This is a genomic window from Aeromonas sp. MdU4, assembly GCF_041929505.1.
GTDB lineage: Bacteria > Pseudomonadota > Gammaproteobacteria > Enterobacterales > Aeromonadaceae > Aeromonas.
This window is the reverse complement of record NZ_JBHFMW010000014.1, coordinates 50,965-69,631: the sequence shown is the minus strand read 5'-3', so window position 1 is coordinate 69,631 and position 18,667 is coordinate 50,965. Positions and strand designations below refer to the sequence as shown.

Genomic DNA, 18,667 nt, shown 5'->3' with positions numbered 1-18,667 from the left:
ATCTGCAATGCGATTTACTGACATATTTATAAAACGGCCTGTGCTGGCGATCTCGCTCAGCTTCCTGATCGCCCTGTTGGGCTTTCAGGCCATCTTCAAGATGCAGGTACGGGAATACCCTGAAGTGACCAACACGGTGATCACCGTCAGCACTGGCTACTATGGCGCCAGCTCTGACCTGATCCAGGGGTTCATCACCCAGCCGCTGGAGCAGGCGGTCGCGCAAGCCGACAACATCGACTTCATGACCTCCTCCAGCCAGCTGGGCCGCTCCACCATCACCGCCTACATGAAGCTCAACACCGACCCCAACGCCGCGCTGTCCGACATCCTGGCGAAGGTGAACTCGGTACGGTCCCAGTTGCCGAAAGAGGCGGAAGACCCCTCGGTCACCTCCTCCACCGGCTCCACCACGGCGGTGCTCTACCTCGGTTTCACCAGCCCGGAGCTCAACTCCAGCCAGATCACCGACTATCTGGAGCGGGTTATCAAGCCGCAACTCTTCACCGTCGGCGGGGTTTCCAAGGTTGACCTCTACGGTGGCGTCGAGTTTGCCCTGCGGGTATGGCTGGATCCGGCCAAGATGGCGGCGTTCAACCTGACGGCCAGCGACGTGATGACGGTGCTCAACAGCAACAACTATCAGTCAGCCACAGGTCAGGCAACCAGTTACTTCACCCTCTTCAATGGCAATGCCGAGACCCAGGTCAAGGATGTCGACGAGCTGAAACGTCTGGTAGTCGCCACCCGTGACGGCAAGGTGATCCGCCTCTCCGACATCGCCAAGGTAAGCCTCGAGAAGAGCCACGATATCTATCGCGCCAGCGCCAACGGCCGTGAAGCCGTGGTCATGGCGGTCAACGCCGCACCGACAGCCAACCCCATCAACATCGCCCGCGATGTGCTGGCGCTGCTGCCAAGTCTTGAGCGCAACATGCCGAGCACCATGCATCTCAACGTGATGTATGACTCTACCGTAGCGATCAACGAGTCCATTTACGAAGTTATCAAGACCATCCTGGAGGCTGCAGCCATCGTACTGGTGGTCATCACCCTGTTCCTAGGCTCGTTCCGTGCGGTCATCATCCCGATCATCACCATCCCGCTCAGTCTTATCGGTGTGGTAATGATGATGGATATGTTCGGCTTCTCGATAAACCTGATGACCCTGCTGGCGATGGTGCTGGCGATCGGTCTGGTGGTGGATGACGCCATCGTGGTGCTGGAGAACGTCGACCGCCATATCAAGGAGGGGGAAGAGCCGTTTCGGGCAGCCATCATTGGTACCCGTGAAATCGCGGTGCCAGTCATCGCCATGACGGTCACTCTGGCAGCGGTATACGCACCGATTGCACTGATGGGGGGCATCACCGGCTCGCTGTTCAAGGAGTTTGCCCTGACCCTGGCGGGCGCGGTGTTCGTGTCGGGCATCATCGCCCTGACCCTGTCACCCATGATGTGCTCCAAGATGCTCAAGGCCAATGAACAGCCGGGCAAATTCGAGAGTACCGTCCACCATCTGCTGGAGCGGATGACTGACCGCTACGATCGCATGCTGCATGCCGTAATGAAAAAGCGCATCGTCATCGTGGCGTTCGCCATCATCGTCTTCGCCAGCCTACCGCTGCTGTTCAAGTTCATCCCGAGTGAACTGGCACCATCAGAGGACAAAGGGGTAATGGCGGTGCTGGGGACTGCCCCCTCCAACGCCAACCTGGACTACATCGAACACACCATGGCGGATGTGAACAAGATCCTAGACGACCAGCCCGAGATCGCCTTCTCCCAGGTATTCTCCGGTGTGTTCAACGCCAACCAGGCGTTCGGCATCGCCTCCATGGTGCCCTGGAGTCAGCGTGAGGCAAGCCAGAAAGAGGTGCTGGATCGGGTCGCCAAGCTGGTAAAAGACATTCCCGGTATGGCCATCACCACCTTCCAGTTCCCGGAACTGCCTGGCGCCTCCAGCGGCCTGCCAATCCAGTTTGTCATTACCACCCCGAACAGCTTCGAAAGCCTGTTCCTGGTGGCAGGTGAAATTCTGGCAGCAGCTCAGAGTAACGGTCAGTTCGTCTATTCGGATCTCGATCTGAACTACGACTCTGCCACCATGAAAATCCGCATCGACAAGGACAAGGCGGGTGCCTACGGCATCACCATGCAGGACATCGGTATCACCATGGGCACCATGATGGCGGACGGTTACGTCAACCGGATCGATCTGGATGGCCGCTCCTACGAGGTGATCCCGCAGGTCGAGCGCAAATACCGTCTCAATCCGGAATCCATTAATGGCTACTACGTGCGAGCCGCTGACGGCAAGTCGATCCCGCTCGGCAGCCTGATCAGCATCGAAGTGGTTGGCGAGCCCCGTGCCCTGCCCCACTTCAACCAGCTCAACTCCGCCACCATCGGCGCCGTTCCGGCACCGGGCGTGGCCATGGGTGATGCGATCAACTGGTTCCAGACCGTTGCCGACGAGAAGTTACCGCAAGGCTATCGCTATGACTTCATGGGAGAAGCCCGCCAGTTCGTCACCGAAGGGAACGCGCTCTACGCTACTTTCGCGCTGGCACTGGCCATCATCTTCCTGGTGCTGGCGATCCAGTTCGAGTCGGTACGTGACCCGCTGGTGATCATGGTCTCTGTACCGCTCGCCATCAGCGGGGCACTGATTGCCCTGGCATGGGGACTGGCAACCATGAACATCTACTCCCAGGTGGGCCTCATCACCCTGGTCGGACTGATTACCAAGCACGGCATCCTGATCTGTGAAGTGGCGAAGGAAGAGCAGCTGCTGCGCGGCATGAACCGGATGGAGGCTGTGATGCAAGCTGCCAAGGTGCGTCTACGCCCAATCCTGATGACCACAGCCGCCATGATTGCCGGTCTGATCCCGCTGCTCTACGCCACAGGCGCCGGTGCCGCACAGCGTTTCAGCATCGGTATCGTCATCGTGGCAGGCCTTGCCATCGGTACCCTGTTTACTCTGTTCGTTTTGCCGGTGATCTACACCTTCCTGGCTTCCGAGCACAAACCGTTGCCGGTATTCGATGAAACTATTCCACCCAAAGCGAATAGTGGGCATTGATCCCCATAACAATAAAGGCCCCACAAGGGGCCTTTTTTTATGCATCTCAGGAAAGACGACATAAGTCCATGAAGCAGTTAAACTAAAAAGCATCACATCCAGACCGCAAGGACGCCATGTCAGGACATTTCTTCAAGACCGCCACGGCCGTCGGCCGCAACGGACTCTCATACCGCCTGCTCTCCTATATTCTGGTCTGCAGTACCGTATTGGCGATGATCATTACGGCACTGCAACTTGCTTGGGATTACCGCAAGGATGTCGCCGTCATCGAGGACAGCATCGGCCAGATCGAGGCTTCTTTCCTGCAACCCATCGCTGCCAGCTTGTGGAACCTGGATGAAGAGCAGGTCAAGGTGCAGATAGAAGGGATCATGAACCTGCCCAACATGCAGTTCGTGATGGTCAAGGAGATGCTCGGCAACTCCGAAGTTCCGCTGCTAACCCAAGGGGTTGAACGGGAGAGTTACGACATCTCCCGCGAGTTCAATCTCACCTATCAGGGCGAAGTGGTGGGCAAGCTGTTCGTTGCCGCCTCGCTGGAGCAAATCTACCAGCGCCTCATCGAGAAGTCGGTGCTCATCATGGTCAGCCAGACCATCAAGACGCTGGTGGTCTCATTTTGCATCCTGATCATCATTTACTACCTGGTGGTTCGTCACATCAACCGCATCGCCAGCTATGCCCAGAAATTCAATCTGGATCGACTCGATATGGAGCTGGAGCTGGAAGGGCGCCCCCTGCCCCGTAAAAAGCCCGATGAGCTGGACACCCTGGTCGCCACCCTCAACCAGATGCGAACACGCCTGCGCGACGAGCTGCTTGCTCGCCATCAGGCGGTCGAACAGCTGCAACAGGAACGGGACTTCTCCGCTACGTTGATCAATTCGGCCAACATGGTCATCTGCTGCATGGAACCGGATCTCACCATCGCCAGCATCAACCCGGCCGCGATCCTGCTCACCGGCTACCACCAGCAAGAGCTGCTGCAACACAACTGGCTCGATCTGTTTGTCAGCCCGGCGCAACGCAAAGAGCTGAGCGATATTCTCTCTGCAGAGGGGTCACTGGCCGACAAGGTGGTCATCATGCATGACCAGCAGGCCCATGAGCTGGTGTTGCAGTGGACCTTTGTCCCCTTCTACGAGGGGCCAAACCTCAAATACCAGATTGGCTTTGGCTATGACATTACCCAACTGAAGAAAGTCGAGCGGGAGATTATCCAGCTCAACGAACAGCTGGAAGGCAAAGTCACCGAGCGAACCCGCAGCCTGAGCGAAGCCAACAACCAGCTGGGCAAAGCGTACGACGACCTGAAACAGGCGCAGCAGACCCTGGTTGAGTCAGAGAAGATGGCCTCCCTCGGTTCGCTGGTAGCTGGCGTGGCACACGAGATCAACACCCCGATTGGTATCAGCGTGACCGCCTCCTCCTATTTGCAGGAGCGGGTGGCAGACTTCAAATCCCATATCGACTCCAAGCAACTATCGCGCTCCTATCTCAACGAGTTCACCGTCAACCTCGACGAATCGATGCAACTGCTGCAGAGCAACCTGCGCCGCGCCTCCGAACTGATTGCCAGCTTCAAGCAGGTGGCGGTCGATCAATCATCGGAAGCTCGCTACAACTTCAGCCTCGCCGACAACCTCCACCAGGTGGTGGTCTCCCTTGGCCACAAGTTGAAGAAGAGCCAGTGCGAAGTGGATATCCAGTGCGATCCCAAACTGTCGATATTCTCCTTCCCCGGCAGCTTCACCCAAATCTATTCAAACCTGATCCTCAACTCCATCAACCATGGGTTCGACAACTGGGACAAACCCAAGAAGATCACCATCAAGGTGGAACAACAGGGAGAGGATCTGCTGATCGACTACAGCGACAACGGTCGCGGCATCCCGCCGGAAATACTGCCGCGCATCTTCGACCCGTTCGTCACCTCCAAGCGGGGCCAGGGCGGTAGCGGCCTCGGCACTCACATCATCTACAACCTGGTGGTGCAACTGCTGCGTGGCCGCATCCACTGTGCTAGCGAGCCAGGCAACGGCGCCGAGTTCCATATTCGCCTGCCGATCCAACATAACTGAGTGCTGGCTCTTGTGAGCCAGCCGCTTTATCCCCATCATGCTGTGATTGCATTCTTAATGAGCGGAGAACCTCGCAATGGCACAGCATTTTGACTATATCGCCATCGGCGGCGGTAGCGGCGGTATCGCCTCTGCCAACCGGGCTGCCATGTACGGTAAGAAAGTTGCCCTGATTGAAGCCAAAGAGTTGGGTGGAACCTGCGTCAACGTAGGCTGCGTCCCGAAGAAAGCCATGTGGTATGCTGGCCAGATCGCCGATGCCCTTAAATATGGCGCCGATTACGGCTTCGACACCACTCTCAACCACTTCGACTGGGCCAAGCTGGTCGAGTCCCGCCAGGCCTACATCGGCCGTATCCACACCTCTTATCAGAATGTGCTGGGCAAGAACCAGATCACCGTCATCAAGGGATTCGCTCGCTTCGTCAATAGCAACACGATCGAGGTCAATGGCGAGCACTACACCGCAGATCACATCCTGATCGCTACCGGTGGCCGTCCGGAAATTCCGGTCATCCCGGGCGCCGAGCTGGGTATCGACTCCGACGGTTTCTTTGACCTGCAAAGCCAGCCCAAACGGGTTGCCGTGGTAGGTGCTGGCTATATCGCCGTCGAGATCGCCGGGGTGATGCAGGCGCTGGGCTCAGAAACCCATCTGGTGGTGCGCAAGCACGCCCCGCTGCGTAATTTCGATCCCATGATCCACGAGACACTGGTGGAGATCATGGCGCAGGAAGGACCCAAGCTGCATACCCACGCCATTCCCAAAGCCGTGCTCAAGAACGCTGACAACAGCCTGACTCTGCAGCTGGAAGATGGTCGCCACCTCACCGTCGATTGCCTGATCTGGGCAATCGGCCGCGTCCCGGCCACCGACAACCTGAATCTGGCCGCCGCCGGTCTCGAGCTGGACGAGAAGGGCTTTATCCCGACCGACAAGTTCCAGAACACCGCCGTCGCCAACATCTATGCAGTAGGTGACAACACTGGTCGCATCCAGCTCACGCCGGTAGCCGTCGCAGCAGGTCGTCGCCTCTCCGAGCGGCTGTTCAACAACAAGCCGAACGAGCACCTCAACTACGATCTGGTGCCGACCGTGGTGTTCAGCCACCCGCCCATCGGCACCATTGGCCTGACCGAGCCGGAAGCCATCGCCGAATATGGCGAGGATCAGGTGAAAGTCTACCGCAGCCAGTTCACCGCCATGTACTCGGCGCTGACCCAGCATCGCCAACCTACCCGGATGAAACTGGTCTGCGTCGGCCCCGAAGAGAAAGTTGTCGGTCTGCACGGTATCGGCTTTGCGATGGACGAGATCCTGCAAGGTTTTGGCGTCGCCATGAAGATGGGCGCCACCAAGGCAGACTTCGACAACTGCGTCGCCATTCATCCCACCAGTGCGGAAGAGTTTGTAACAATGCGATAAGCACGTTGCAGGCTGGCCTGTCACTATCAGGTCATCTTCATCCACCAGCGTTCAAACCCGGCTCAGGCCGGGTTTTTTGATCCCGCCTCGCCACCAGAACCCTCGCAAAAGCATCGTTCTTTACGCCGATTTTACGCCTGCCACATGGCGCTTTATGGCGCCTTTACGCCGGTTCTTCTTACCATTTAAGCGTCAATTACACCAACAGAGTCGATATGGTTTTACATCGGCTCTCGCAGCTAATTATCTCAATGGAGTCGATATGAATTGGCTATATCTGCTGCTGGTCCTCGCTTTGATGGTCTATCTGCTGCGCGCACTCACGCGCAGTCACGAGTGAGGAATCCGCTATGTGGCAAGAAATGATCTATCCCGTCGCATTTGTGCTGCTGGTACTGCTGCCAGCACCTCTGCTTGGCAGTTATCTCTACCGGGTATTTGAAGGCCAGTGCCGCTGGCTGGCTCCTGTGGAGCGTGCCACCCTGTTCTGTTGCGGCACGGACGGACGGGAACAGGACTGGAAGTCCTATACCCTCAGCCTGCTGGCCTTCAACGGCACCGGTTTCGGCCTGCTGTTCCTGATCCTGATGGCGCAGGGTCTGCTGCCCCTCAACCCGCAGCAACTGCCGGGCCTGAACTGGCAGCTCGCCTTCAACACTGCGGTCAGCTTTATGACCAACACCAACTGGCAAGCCTATTCCGGTGAGGCCAGCCTCTCCTACTTCAGCCAGATGGTGGGCCTGACCACCCAGAACTTCGTCTCTGCCGCCACAGGTGCTGCCGTAGCGGTGGCGATGTTCCGCGGTATCGCCCGCCAGCAGACAACCCACCTTGGCAACTTCTGGCTGGATCTGGTGCGTTTCTGCCTCTACGTGCTGCTGCCGATGTCGCTGATCCTGGCGCTGCTGCTGGTATGGCAAGGGGTTCCGCAGAGCCTGTCAGCCTATCCGCCGTTCCACACTCTGGAAGGTCAGGAACAGCTGCTGCCGCTCGGCCCGGCTGCTTCGCAAATTGCCATCAAACAGCTCGGTTCCAACGGCGGTGGCTTCTTCGGCATCAACTCCGCCCACCCGTTCGAGAACCCGACCGCCCTCTCCAACTGGCTGGAGATGGTCGCCCTGCTGACCCTGGCCGCCGCCATGGTCTTTACCCTGGGCCGTTATGTGAAGGACATGGCCCACAGCCGCGCTATCGTCATTGCCATGACCATAATGCTGGCATTGGGACTCTTCGTTTCCATCACTCAGGAGATGAAACTGGATCCGGCCCTGACTCATCTTGCCAGCGAAGCGGGCAACTGGGAGGGCAAAGAGAGCCGCTTCGGCCCTGTGCTCTCCAGTATCTGGGAAGTGGCAACTACCGCCGCCTCCAACGGCTCGGTTAACTCAATGCACGACAGCTTCGCTCCTCTCTCCGGCATGGTCGCGATGATCAACATGCTGCTGGGTGAGGTGGTGTTCGGCGGTGTGGGTGCCGGCATCTACGGCATGATGCTGTTCGTGCTGCTCACCGTCTTCCTGTGCGGTCTGATGGTGGGTCGTACCCCCACCTATCTGGGCAAGCGCCTCGGTATCACCGAGATGAAGTGGGTCGTCGCCAGCATGCTGGTGATGCCGGTGGGGGTTTTGGTGATCGGCGGTATCACTCTGCTGATGCCGGATGCCAGCACAATCATCGGCCATGATGGCCCGCACGGCCTGTCACGCCTCATCTATGCCTACGCCTCGGCTGCCGGTAACAACGGCTCCGCTTTCGCTGGTTTTGCCGCCGGTGACAACTGGCAGTGCGTTGCCATCGGTCTGGCCATGCTGCTCGGTCGCTTCGGCTACATCATCCCCATCATGGCCATTGCCGGCCAGCTCGCCCGCGCTCCGCGCCAGGAGATAAGCGAGGGGGATTTCCCGATCCGCGGCCCACTCTTCATTACCCTGCTGATCATCACCGTATTGCTGATTGGCGGCCTCTCCTTCCTGCCGGTGCTGGCACTGGGCCCGGTGGCAGAGCATCTGAGCCTGATTGGAGGAGCGTTCTGATGAATCAACCCCTGTCGATCACTATCCGGATGCCAATGGCCAACTATCTGATGCTGGGAGCTTTCTAAATGAGCAAGTCCACTTCAATGAGTCCCGACACCATGCTGGCGAAGGGCAAAAAACAGCAATCGCAGATCCTGCAGGCCATGGTTGAAGCCATCTACCGCTTCAATCCCAAGGCACTGTTTGGCAGCCCCATCCTGTTCACCCTCTGGCTGGCAGCAGTCATGGCGACGGTGGAGTCACTGCTGGGGCAGCCGTTCTCCGGCGTCGCCCCCTCGCTGGCCTGGCAGCTGACAGCCTGGCTCTGGCTCACCCTCTGGTTTGCCAACTTCGCCGAGACGCTGGCCGAAGGTCGCGGCAAGGCGCGAGCCGACAGCCTCAAGGCGGGCATGAGCCAACTCAAGGCCCGTCGGGTGGCTAATGCAAAAGATGGTCAGGGTGAGTGGGTTCCTGCCACCAGCCTGATGAAGGGTGATCTGGTGCTGGTACGCAGCGGCGAGATGATCCCGGCCGACGGCGAGGTGATCGCCGGTATCGCCTCGGTCAACGAGGCCGCCATCACCGGCGAATCCGCCCCCGTCATCCGCGAATCGGGTACCGATCGCAGCGGTGTAACCGGCAATACCACCGTCGTTTCAGACGAGATCTGGATACGCGTCAGCAACAATCCGGGCGAAAGCACACTGGATCGCATGATTGCACTGGTGGAAGGGGCCAAGCGCCAGAAAACGCCCAACGAGATGGCGCTGGATGCCCTGCTGGTCGGGCTGACCCTCATCTTCCTGCTGGTGGTCGCCACCCTGCCCTGGTTCCTCGACTACAACGGCACCCAGGTCCCGCGCCTCTACCTGATCGCTCTCTTTATCACCCTGATCCCGACCACCATCGGCGGCCTGCTCTCCGCCATCGGCATTGCCGGTATGGATCGACTGGTGAAACTGAACGTGATTGCCAAATCGGGCCGGGCCGTCGAGGCGGCCGGTGACGTGCGTACTCTGCTGCTGGACAAGACCGGCACAATCACCTTCGGTAACCGAATGGCAGATGAGCTGATCCCGGCCCCCGGCATTGATCCTGCCCTGCTGGCACAAGCGGCCATGCTGGCCTCGCTGGGTGACAACACTCCCGAGGGTAAATCTATCCTGACTCTGGCGGGCAAGAGCCACACCAAACCGAGCCAGCTGGATGATGACAAGGTGATCCCCTTCAGCGCCGAGACCCGTCTGAGCGGGCTGGATCGCAACGGTCACCAATATCGCAAGGGGGCAGTCGATGCGGTACTGAACTACCTCTCCCTCGACCGCAAAGCGGTACCGGAGCTGGTGCTCAAGTCAGTCGACAACATCGCCCGCCAGGGTGGTACTCCGCTGCTGGTCTGTACCCATGAGCAGCTGCTGGGGGTGGTCTACCTCAAGGACATCATCAAGCCCGGCATCAAGGCCCGCTTCCAGATCCTGCGCCACATGGGGATCCGTACCGTGATGATCACCGGTGACAACCCGAAAACAGCCGCCGCCATCGCTGCCGAAGCCGGGGTGGATGACTTCATCGCCGAAGCAACGCCGGAGAAGAAGCTGGCCTATATCCGGCAGGAGCAGGCCGATGGCCGTCTGGTCGCCATGTGCGGTGACGGCGCCAACGATGCGCCCGCACTGGCACAGGCTGACGTGGGTCTGGCCATGAACGAGGGTACCCAGGCCGCCAAGGAGGCGGGCAATCTGGTGGATCTCGACTCCAATCCCACCAAGCTGCTGGATGTGGTGCTGGTCGGCAAACAGCTGCTGGTGACCCGTGGCGCCCTGACCACCTTCTCCATCGCCAACGACGTGGCCAAGTACTTCGCCATCCTGCCAGCCCTGTTCATCGCTGCCTACCCGCAACTGGGGGTACTGAACCTGATGCAGCTGGGCAGCCCGCAGAGCGCCATCCTGTCGGCCATCATCTTCAACGCCCTGATCATCGTAGCGCTGGTGCCGCTGGCCCTGCGCGGAGTCGACCTGAAAGGCTCGGCCGCCAGCCTGCTGCGCCGCAACCTGCTGATCTACGGTGTCGGCGGCCTGCTGGTGCCGTTTATCGGTATCAAGCTGATCGATCTGGTCATTACCGGCCTGGGTCTGGTGTAACGACATAACCGGGATGCGGGGCAGCTCCGCATTCCCAGCCATCCTTTTGGAGCAAGAGAATCATGATAGCAATCAGAACCCTGTTGACCCTGACCCTACTGCTGGGAGTGGGTTATCCGCTGGCGGTCACCGGGCTGGCCCAACTGCTGTTCCCCTGGCAGGCCAACGGCAGCCAGCTGACCGACAGCAAGCAGCAACTGATCGGCAGCGCCCTGTTGGGGCAGAAATTCGAGCGGGCGGACTACTTCCATCCCCGCCCCTCCGCCAGCGATTTCAACACCATTGGCGGCAGCGCCAGCAATCTGGGCATGAGTTCACCACTGCGGGCGGAGTTCGCCGAACAGGCCGCCAAGGCACAGCCTGAAACCAGATCTCCCGCCATGCTGACCCGTTCCGCCTCTGGCCTAGATCCCCATCTGCCACTCGATGCGGTGCTGGCGCAGGTGGATCGCGTCGCCAGAGAGCGTGGACTGGATCCCGCCCAACTGACGGAGCAGGTCAAGTCGGCCACACAAGCTGGTATCCTTGGCCCGCAGGTGGTCAACATTCTCCAGCTGAACCTGCAACTGGATCATCAAAAGGGCGCCTGAGGGCGCTCCTTGCCGATCTGGCGTTGACCTCCATTTTCGACGCGGGCAGTTGGCTCGATAGGGATAAGCATGCGTGATGAGGTAAGGGCTGACGCCCTGCTGGCGAGCCTGGAACAGGAACACAAGGGCAAGCTGAAGGTCTTTCTCGGGGCCGCCCCCGGTGTGGGCAAGACCTACGCCATGTTACAGGCGGTACGGGAACAGGCCAAAGAGGGGGTCGATATCCTGATCGGCGTGGTGGAGACCCACGGCCGACAAGAGACCCTGGCCCTGCTCGACAAACTCGCCATCCAGCCGCGCAAGATCCACATGCATCGTCAGCAGCGGCTGGAGGAGATGGACCTCGACGGCCTGCTGGCGCGCAAGCCGGCCATCGCGGTCGTGGACGAGCTGGCCCACAGCAACGCCCCCGGCAGCCGTCACGAGAAGCGCTGGCAGGATGTGGAGGAGCTGCTCAACGCCGGGATCGACGTCTACAGCACCCTCAACGTCCAGCATCTGGAGAGCCTCAACGATCTGGTGTGGCAGCTGACCGGGGTCAGGGTCAAAGAGACCCTACCCGATCAGGTGCTGCTCGATGCAGACAGCATTATCCTTATCGACCTCCCCCCCAAAGAGCTGCTCGGCCGCCTGCGCGAGGGGAAGGTCTATGTCCCCCATCAGGCCAAGGCCGCCCTGCAATCCTTCTTCTCTCTCAACAACCTCACCGCATTGCGGGAGCTGGCGATGCAAACCGCCGCCAGCCATGTGGAGGGCGATCTGCAACTACAGTGGCAGGCGGCAGGCAAAACCACCCTGCCGCTGCGGGGCAAGCTGATGGTCTGCCTCGGCGACCTGCACGGGGCTGCGCTGGTGCGCTATGGCCACCGCTTTGCCCAGCGTCGCCAGCTGCCCTGGCTGGTGGTGCATATTGACAGCAATGGCCGCCGCTCAGCCGACGTGGAGCAGGCGCTGGCGCTCGCTTCCCAACTGGGAGCCAAGGTGTTGACTCTCTCCAGTCCGGCGGTCGCCAATACCCTGCTGGAGACCGCCGAGCAGCAGCAGGTCTCCCAGCTGCTGCTCGGCAAACCCCACAAGGCACCGTGGCGTCGCTCGCTGGTGCAGCACCTGCTCAAGCAGGCACAGGGGCTCGAAATAACCCTGGTCGATACCGGGAAACACAAGCCCGAGGTGGTGATGCGCGCCCCGACGCAGAAGGATATCCACCACAGCCTGCTGGCGGTGGCCATCATGGGGATCACCTCGGCCATCGCATGGGGGCTATCCTACTGGCTGCCCCCTGCAGCTTTGCCGCTCATCTTCGTGCTGGGGGTACTGGCGACCGCCCTTACCACCAGTCTGGTGCCCGCCACGCTGGCGGCAGTGATGGGCTTTATCGCCCACAATCTGCTGTTCACCGCCCCCTACTTCTCCCTGAGCGTCGCCAACCACAGCGACCTGCTCACCCTGTTCGTGCTGCTTATTGTCGGCATGACCGCAGGACGACTCGCCTCCCGCCAGCGCCAGCAGCTGATCGGTCTGCGCGAGACCCAACAGCTGGGCAATGCCCTGCTCTCCCTCAGTCAGGGGCTGGCGACCGCCAGCAGTCCGGAGGAGGTGCTGAGACAAGGGGCGCAAGCGATCTCGCTGGCGCTGGGCCAGCCGACCGTGGTGATCGATAAGGATTTTCACGACCGCCTCGGCAACGAGAAACACAGACCCGGACAGACCGACAAGGCGGCCATCGACTGGTGTCTGGCCCAGAAGCAGAGCGCCGGAGCCCACACCGCGACCCTCAATGCCGCCGAGGCGCAGTATCACCACCTCAGCGATGATCTGGTGATCGGCATAACGCTGGCCAATCCGCTCTCCTCCTCCGCCGAGCATCAGTTGCAGGCGCTGCTCACCGACATTCGCGCCGCGCTGGCGCGGATCGATCTCAACGAGCGGCTGGCCGACAGCCAGTTGCAGGCGGAGACCGACCGAATGCGGGCGGCCCTGCTCTCCTCGGTCTCCCACGATTTGAAAACGCCACTGGCCACCATCATGGGGGCTGGCAGCACCCTGCTGGAATATGGTGACCGGATCCCGCCAGATGATCGCAACGAACTGCTCCACTCGGTACAGGACGAGGCGCGCCGTCTGCACAGCTATGTGCAGAATCTGCTGGATATGACTCGCATCGGCTCTCCCGACTTCCAGTTGAAGCGGGACTGGGTCGACCTGACCGATCTGGTGGAGAGCGCCCGCAAGCGGCTCGACTCCTCCTGGCGCCAGCACAAGCTGCTGGTACACATCGACCAGCATGTGCCCCAGCTCTATGTCCATGGCGCCCTCATCGAGCAGGTGCTGGTCAATATTCTCGACAACGCCTCCCGCTACTCACCGGCAGGCACCCCCATCGAGTTCAAGGTGATGATGGCCGAACCAGACCTCATCATCGATATCATCGATATCGGGGTCGGTATTGCCGAGTCGGATCGGGAGAAGATATTCAACCTCTTCTATACCCAGCCGGTAGGCGATTGCGGCAGCCGTGGCACCGGGCTTGGCCTCGCCATTTCCCGCGCTATGATAGAGGCCCACGGCGGCAAGATTTGGGCCTTCTCCGGCCCCAATGGCAACGGAACCTGCATGCGCATCTCCCTGCCGCTTGCCCTCAATTCACCGGAGGTTTGATGGCGCACATTCTGGTCATAGATGATGAAGCGGCTATCCGTCGCTTTCTGCGGATCAGCCTGATTGCCGAGGGGCATCAGGTGAGTGAGGCGGTGGGGGTTAATGAAGGGTTGGAGCAGTATCGCCACCTCAACCCCGATCTGGTAATTCTCGATCTCGGTCTGCCGGATGGTGATGGCATTCAGGTATTGCAGGCCATCCGCGAGCACCACCCCAATCCGGTACTGGTGCTGTCGGCCCGCGATTCGGAGCAAGAGAAGGTGCGGCTACTGGATGCCGGAGCCAACGACTATATGAGCAAACCATTTGGCATTGGCGAGATGATGGCCCGCATTCGCGTGCTCTTGCGCCAGCGGGCTGGCGTCAGCAGCGGCGAGCGGCGCCACTTCCCTCAATGCGGCCTGACGCTCGATATCAGCAGCCACAAGGTGACCATGAAAGAGGAGGAGATCCCCCTCTCCCGCAAGGAGTTCGCCCTGCTGCAGGCGCTGGTGTGCCACCCCGGCAAGCTGGTGATGCAGACCCAGTTGCTCAACGACATCTGGGGGCCGAGCCACAAGGAGGACACCCACTACCTGCGCATCGTCATCGCCAGCTTGCGCAAAAAGCTGGGGGATAACCCCCAGCAACCAACGCTTATCGAGACCGAATCCGGTATCGGCTACCGCTTTATCGGCAACTGACGTTTCACGTGGAACGACGCCAGCTGCAAAGCAGCGCCAGCAAGCCACAGCCACTCAGCAACAGGCCGAGATCCTGCAATCCGGCCGCCACCGCCAATCCCAGACTGAGCAACAGGTAGTAGCCAAGTCCGAACAGGGCACCAGCACTGCCTGCCACTTCGCGATAAGCCAGCAACGCCTGACTCAGCACGTTAGGGATCGCCACACCATAGGCCACCACAATGCCCATCATGGGCAACAGGAACCAGAGGCTAGCCTGACACGTCCAGACCAGCAGCCCGGCGACCAGCGCCAGCACGCAAGCCAGTCTGACCAGAGATGACGGCAGCCATCCTCTCCCCAGCAGATGCTTGTTAAGCAGGCTGCCACACAGAGTCGCCAGTGCCAGCAAGATCCCCGAGTAACCAAACTCGGCGGTGCTCAACCCCAGTCCGGCAAACAGAAACGGTGCCAGACTGTAGTAGCCAAACAGCATGGTGTTGAACAGGGCGACCAGCACAGCGCTGCGCCAGAGCCCGCCATCTTTTATCATCCGGCACGCCAGCGGCCAGAGCGCTACCCGCTGGGTGCTGACAGGACGGGTTTCCGGCAGATGCCAGCAAGCCACCAGCAGCAAACCTACCGCCAGCACCAACAAACCGCTGAATACGCCAATATAGCCAAAACCATCTGCCAACTGGCCGCCGCTGATCAGTCCCAGTACAGGGCTGATGGATAGAGCCACCCCCATCACCGAGAAGACCCGCGCCAGATCGCTACCCTGATAGCTGTCGCGCAGCATGGTCTGGGTCACCACCGATCCGACTGCAGCACCGAAGGCAGAAATAATCCGTGCTACCAGCAGGGTTTCAAACTGATGTGCCATCAATGCCAGCAGACTGCCCGCACCGTAAGTTAGCAGACCGGCCAGCATCGCGGGACGCCGTCCGATCAGATCGCAAAGCCGTCCCCAGCAGACCACGCCTACCGCAAACGCCAGAAAATAGACCGACAGGGTCTGGGATGCCTGCCCCTCGCTCACCTGAAACTGGGTGGCGATGTGGGTCAGTACCGGGCTGTAGATAGTTTCCACAATCTGGGGAAACATCATCAATCCCACCACCAGCCAGAGCGGTGGCAACTTGTTGTTCATGACAAACCTCCTTCATAACAGGTTACTATTCTAGATAGATGCCGATTGTCCTATTACAATAAGCAGGACTATAAACATCAAAAATCGGACATATGGCCTTTATTCTTCCCGACCAGCTGACGGGCAGCGTGATCGGCATCGCCTCCGCGCTCGGCTGGCACGACTCTGGCCTGCATCAGCACCAACGCCATCAGCTGCTGTTCGCCCAATCCGGCTGCATGACCATGGAGCTGGAAGGTCGGGTCTGCCTGCTGCCACCCACCCGCGCCGCCTGGCTGCCTGCGGGCACCTCTCACCGGGTATTGATGCGCGGCGTCGTTGCCTACCGCTCTCTATACTTCCAGCCGCACCCCGAGTTGCCCGCCACGCTGGAAGTGCTGGCGGTCAATCCTCTGCTGCACGAACTGATCGAACGGATGGCGCTCTGGCCGTGGGACAAACCACAACCGGAGCAGCAGCGAACGGTGGCACTGTTTATGGAGGAGTTGGGGCTGGCGCCGCGGGAGTCGTGGCAGTTGCCGCTGCCAACCGATCCCAGACTGGGCGGCTGGCTACAGCAGTTGAAACAGGGGGATGCCCTGCCCGATCGGCTCAACCTGCTGGCTGAACGGGTGGGTGCCAGTGACAAGACCATTGGCCGCATCTTTATGCGGGAGACCGGTATGAGCTATCAGGCGTGGCGCCAGCAGTGGCGACTGCTGCGGGGGATGGAGTTGTTGGCCGAGGGGCAATCCATCAGTCGAATATCCTCGGCATTGGAGTTCTCCAGCGACAGCGCCTTTATCAGTTTTTTCAAGCAACACACTGGGCAGACTCCTGCACGCTATATCACTCCCCACCAGGGAGTAGCTGAATAGACGCTACAACCAGCTGATTTGGTTCAAATAAATCAATTTCCCCTGTGCGCTTGTCCGGTTAATGTTTCTTTCGAAACCGCTGTGCTTCTGCGCTTAATTTTTACGCCGCGTTCCACGTGGAACGTCCCATCTTTTTGATCGACACCCGCTTTTAAACTGAGCTATGGTGCTACATCCCCGTAACTCAAATCTGGATCTGTCACTGAATGGAATTTTCCTTGTTCGGCGAGAAGTTCACTCGCCACGCCGGCATTACTCAACTCATGGATGACCTCAATCAGGGGCTGACCAATCCGGACGCCATCATGCTGGGTGGCGGCAATCCGGCTCCCATTCCCGCCATGCTGGAGCGCTTTCAGGCCGAGGCCAAAACCCTGCTCGACAACGGCGAACTGGTGAAGGCGATGGCCAACTACGATGGCCCGCAAGGCAAAGACAGGTTCACCAAGGCGCTGGCAGCCCTGCTCAGCAAGGAGCTCGGCTGGCATATCTCGGCCCGCAATATCGCCCTGACCAACGGCAGCCAGAATGCCTTCTTCTATCTGTTCAACCTGCTGGCCGGCGAATTTGCCGATGGCCGCAAGAAGAAGGTGCTGTTCCCGCTCGCCCCCGAATACATCGGCTATGCCGACTCGGCGCTGGCCGACGACTACTTCGTGGCCTACAAGCCCACCATCGAGAAGCTGCCCGATGGCCAGTTCAAATACCACGTGGATTTCGAGAGCCTGCAGGTGGGTGATGATATCGGGGTGATCTGCGTCTCCCGCCCGACCAATCCCACCGGCAACGTGCTGACCGACGAAGAGATCGAACACCTCGATCAGATCGCCCGCGACAAGGGTATTCCGCTGCTGATCGACAACGCCTACGGCGTCCCCTTCCCGGGCATCATTTTCAGCGAAGCCAAGCCGTTCTGGAACGCCAACACCATCCTCTGCATGAGCCTCTCCAAGCTGGGATTGCCGGGCACTCGCTGCGGTATCGTCATCGCCGACGAGAAGATCATTCAGGCCATCACCAACCTGAGCGGCATCATCAATCTGGCACCAGGCAGTCTGGGCCCCGCCATCACCATCCCGATGATCGAGAGCGGCGAGATCATCGCCCTCAGCGAACAGGTGGTGAAACCCTTCTATCAGCAGAAGGCAGAGCTGGCGGTACAGCTGCTGCGCGAAGCTATCCCCGACCCGCGCTTCCATATTCACAAGCCGGAAGGGGCCCTCTTCCTCTGGCTCTGGTTCGAAGACTTGCCGATCCACTGTCAGGAACTTTATGAGCGACTGAAGGCGAAGAACCTGCTGATCGTGCCGGGTCACTACTTCTTCCCCGGCATCGATGACCCGGAATGGCGTCACAGTCAGGAGTGCATCCGCCTCAACTACTCCCAGAGCGAGGAGCTGGTGCGCCGCGGTATCGCCATTCTGGCGGACGAAATCAACCGCCTCTACGCCAGCTAATCCAGTTCGGCGATGTAAAAACAGAAAGGCCTGCAGATGCAGGCCTTTGTCGTTTATCGCGGTCCGGTTTGCTTAACCGGGCAGCGCCAGCTGGTCGGGTTTACCGATGGGGATAGCGCGGGGCTTGAGCGCCTCTGGCAATTCGCGGGCCAGATCGATGGTCAGCAGACCATGCTCCAGCTTGGCACCCTGCACTTCCACGTGCTGGCTCAGCTTGAAGTCGAGCTCGAAGTCACGCTCGGCAATCCCCTGGTGGAGGAACTGACGCTCACCGGCCGCAGCCCTTTTGCGCCCCTTCACCTTGAGGGTGCCGTTTTCGGTCTCCAGCTCCAGCTCTTCGCGCTCGAAGCCAGCCACGGCGACCGTGATGCGATAGCCATCCTGATCGCGCTTTTCAATGTTGTACGGGGGGTAAGCGGCGGTCTTCTGCTCGAACAAACCTTCCAGCTCACGGGCCATCCGCTCGAAGCCGACGGCGTTGGAATAGAGATGAGAAAAATCGAGGTTACGCATAATCCTATCCTTCTAATAAG

The 18,667-nt window shown here is 59.8% G+C and carries 12 protein-coding genes; 10 read left to right on the top strand and 2 right to left on the bottom strand.

The annotated features are described in order from the left end of the window. Positions 1 to 7 precede the first annotated feature (7 nt). From ACE1BR_RS07995 to ACE1BR_RS07960, 8 genes are all read left to right on the top strand, one after another. Positions 8 to 3,088, top strand: coding sequence for a multidrug efflux RND transporter permease subunit (locus ACE1BR_RS07995; RefSeq protein WP_374869171.1), 3,081 nt, complete (start codon positions 8 to 10; stop codon positions 3,086 to 3,088). Between the two features lie 116 nt (positions 3,089 to 3,204). After that, the gene (locus ACE1BR_RS07990) at positions 3,205 to 5,172 is read left to right on the top strand and encodes an ATP-binding protein (protein ID WP_374869169.1); all 1,968 of its coding nucleotides are present in this window, start codon (positions 3,205 to 3,207) and stop codon (positions 5,170 to 5,172) included. Positions 5,173 to 5,248: 76 nt separating this feature from the next. Next, positions 5,249 to 6,598, top strand: coding sequence for a glutathione-disulfide reductase (gene gorA, locus ACE1BR_RS07985; RefSeq protein ID WP_374869167.1), 1,350 nt, complete (start codon positions 5,249 to 5,251; stop codon positions 6,596 to 6,598). Between the two features lie 350 nt (positions 6,599 to 6,948). After that, the gene (gene kdpA / locus ACE1BR_RS07980) at positions 6,949 to 8,631 is read left to right on the top strand and encodes a potassium-transporting ATPase subunit KdpA (RefSeq protein WP_374869165.1); all 1,683 of its coding nucleotides are present in this window, start codon (positions 6,949 to 6,951) and stop codon (positions 8,629 to 8,631) included. A gap of 68 nt (positions 8,632 to 8,699) precedes the next feature. Further along, the gene (kdpB, locus tag ACE1BR_RS07975) at positions 8,700 to 10,757 is read left to right on the top strand and encodes a potassium-transporting ATPase subunit KdpB (RefSeq protein WP_374869163.1); all 2,058 of its coding nucleotides are present in this window, start codon (positions 8,700 to 8,702) and stop codon (positions 10,755 to 10,757) included. A gap of 62 nt (positions 10,758 to 10,819) precedes the next feature. After that, entirely contained in the window at positions 10,820 to 11,347 is a 528-nt protein-coding gene (locus ACE1BR_RS07970) for a potassium-transporting ATPase subunit C (RefSeq protein ID WP_374869162.1), read from the top strand. Positions 11,348 to 11,416: 69 nt separating this feature from the next. Next, the gene (locus ACE1BR_RS07965) at positions 11,417 to 14,005 is read left to right on the top strand and encodes a DUF4118 domain-containing protein (RefSeq protein WP_374869160.1); all 2,589 of its coding nucleotides are present in this window, start codon (positions 11,417 to 11,419) and stop codon (positions 14,003 to 14,005) included. Further along, entirely contained in the window at positions 14,005 to 14,688 is a 684-nt protein-coding gene (locus ACE1BR_RS07960; protein ID WP_005355774.1) for a response regulator, read from the top strand. Before ACE1BR_RS07965 ends, ACE1BR_RS07960 begins: the two co-directional genes overlap by 1 nt. A 4-nt stretch (positions 14,689 to 14,692) precedes the next feature. Here ACE1BR_RS07960 and ACE1BR_RS07955 read toward each other — a convergent pair whose 3' ends face one another. After that, complete coding sequence (locus ACE1BR_RS07955; RefSeq protein WP_374869158.1) at positions 14,693 to 15,820, bottom strand: multidrug effflux MFS transporter; 1,128 nt, start codon at positions 15,818 to 15,820, stop codon at positions 14,693 to 14,695. 92 nt (positions 15,821 to 15,912) lie between these two features. On the opposite strand from ACE1BR_RS07955, the gene ACE1BR_RS07950 reads away from it, so the two are divergent. Beyond that, a complete protein-coding gene (locus ACE1BR_RS07950; protein WP_374869156.1) occupies positions 15,913 to 16,677 on the top strand; it encodes a helix-turn-helix transcriptional regulator in 765 nt (254 codons plus the stop codon). A 206-nt stretch (positions 16,678 to 16,883) separates the two neighbouring features. Continuing rightward, positions 16,884 to 18,134, top strand: coding sequence for a valine--pyruvate transaminase (locus tag ACE1BR_RS07945; RefSeq protein ID WP_374869154.1), 1,251 nt, complete (start codon positions 16,884 to 16,886; stop codon positions 18,132 to 18,134). 72 nt (positions 18,135 to 18,206) lie between these two features. On the opposite strand, the gene ACE1BR_RS07940 is transcribed toward ACE1BR_RS07945, so the two are convergent. Further along, positions 18,207 to 18,647: an Hsp20 family protein gene (locus ACE1BR_RS07940; RefSeq protein ID WP_374869152.1), complete on the bottom strand. Its 441-nt coding sequence runs from the start codon at positions 18,645 to 18,647 to the stop codon at positions 18,207 to 18,209. Between the last annotated feature and the right edge of the window lie 20 nt (positions 18,648 to 18,667).

Coding starts and splice junctions, on each gene's coding strand:
- ACE1BR_RS07995 (WP_374869171.1), top strand. CDS start 8: ATGCGATTTACTGACATATTTATAAAACGGCCTGTGCTGGCGATCTCG.
- ACE1BR_RS07990 (WP_374869169.1), top strand. CDS start 3,205: ATGTCAGGACATTTCTTCAAGACCGCCACGGCCGTCGGCCGCAACGGA.
- gorA (WP_374869167.1), top strand. CDS start 5,249: ATGGCACAGCATTTTGACTATATCGCCATCGGCGGCGGTAGCGGCGGT.
- kdpA (WP_374869165.1), top strand. CDS start 6,949: ATGTGGCAAGAAATGATCTATCCCGTCGCATTTGTGCTGCTGGTACTG.
- kdpB (WP_374869163.1), top strand. CDS start 8,700: ATGAGCAAGTCCACTTCAATGAGTCCCGACACCATGCTGGCGAAGGGC.
- ACE1BR_RS07970 (WP_374869162.1), top strand. CDS start 10,820: ATGATAGCAATCAGAACCCTGTTGACCCTGACCCTACTGCTGGGAGTG.
- ACE1BR_RS07965 (WP_374869160.1), top strand. CDS start 11,417: ATGCGTGATGAGGTAAGGGCTGACGCCCTGCTGGCGAGCCTGGAACAG.
- ACE1BR_RS07960 (WP_005355774.1), top strand. CDS start 14,005: ATGGCGCACATTCTGGTCATAGATGATGAAGCGGCTATCCGTCGCTTT.
- ACE1BR_RS07955 (WP_374869158.1), bottom strand. CDS start 15,820: ATGAACAACAAGTTGCCACCGCTCTGGCTGGTGGTGGGATTGATGATG.
- ACE1BR_RS07950 (WP_374869156.1), top strand. CDS start 15,913: ATGGCCTTTATTCTTCCCGACCAGCTGACGGGCAGCGTGATCGGCATC.
- ACE1BR_RS07945 (WP_374869154.1), top strand. CDS start 16,884: ATGGAATTTTCCTTGTTCGGCGAGAAGTTCACTCGCCACGCCGGCATT.
- ACE1BR_RS07940 (WP_374869152.1), bottom strand. CDS start 18,647: ATGCGTAACCTCGATTTTTCTCATCTCTATTCCAACGCCGTCGGCTTC.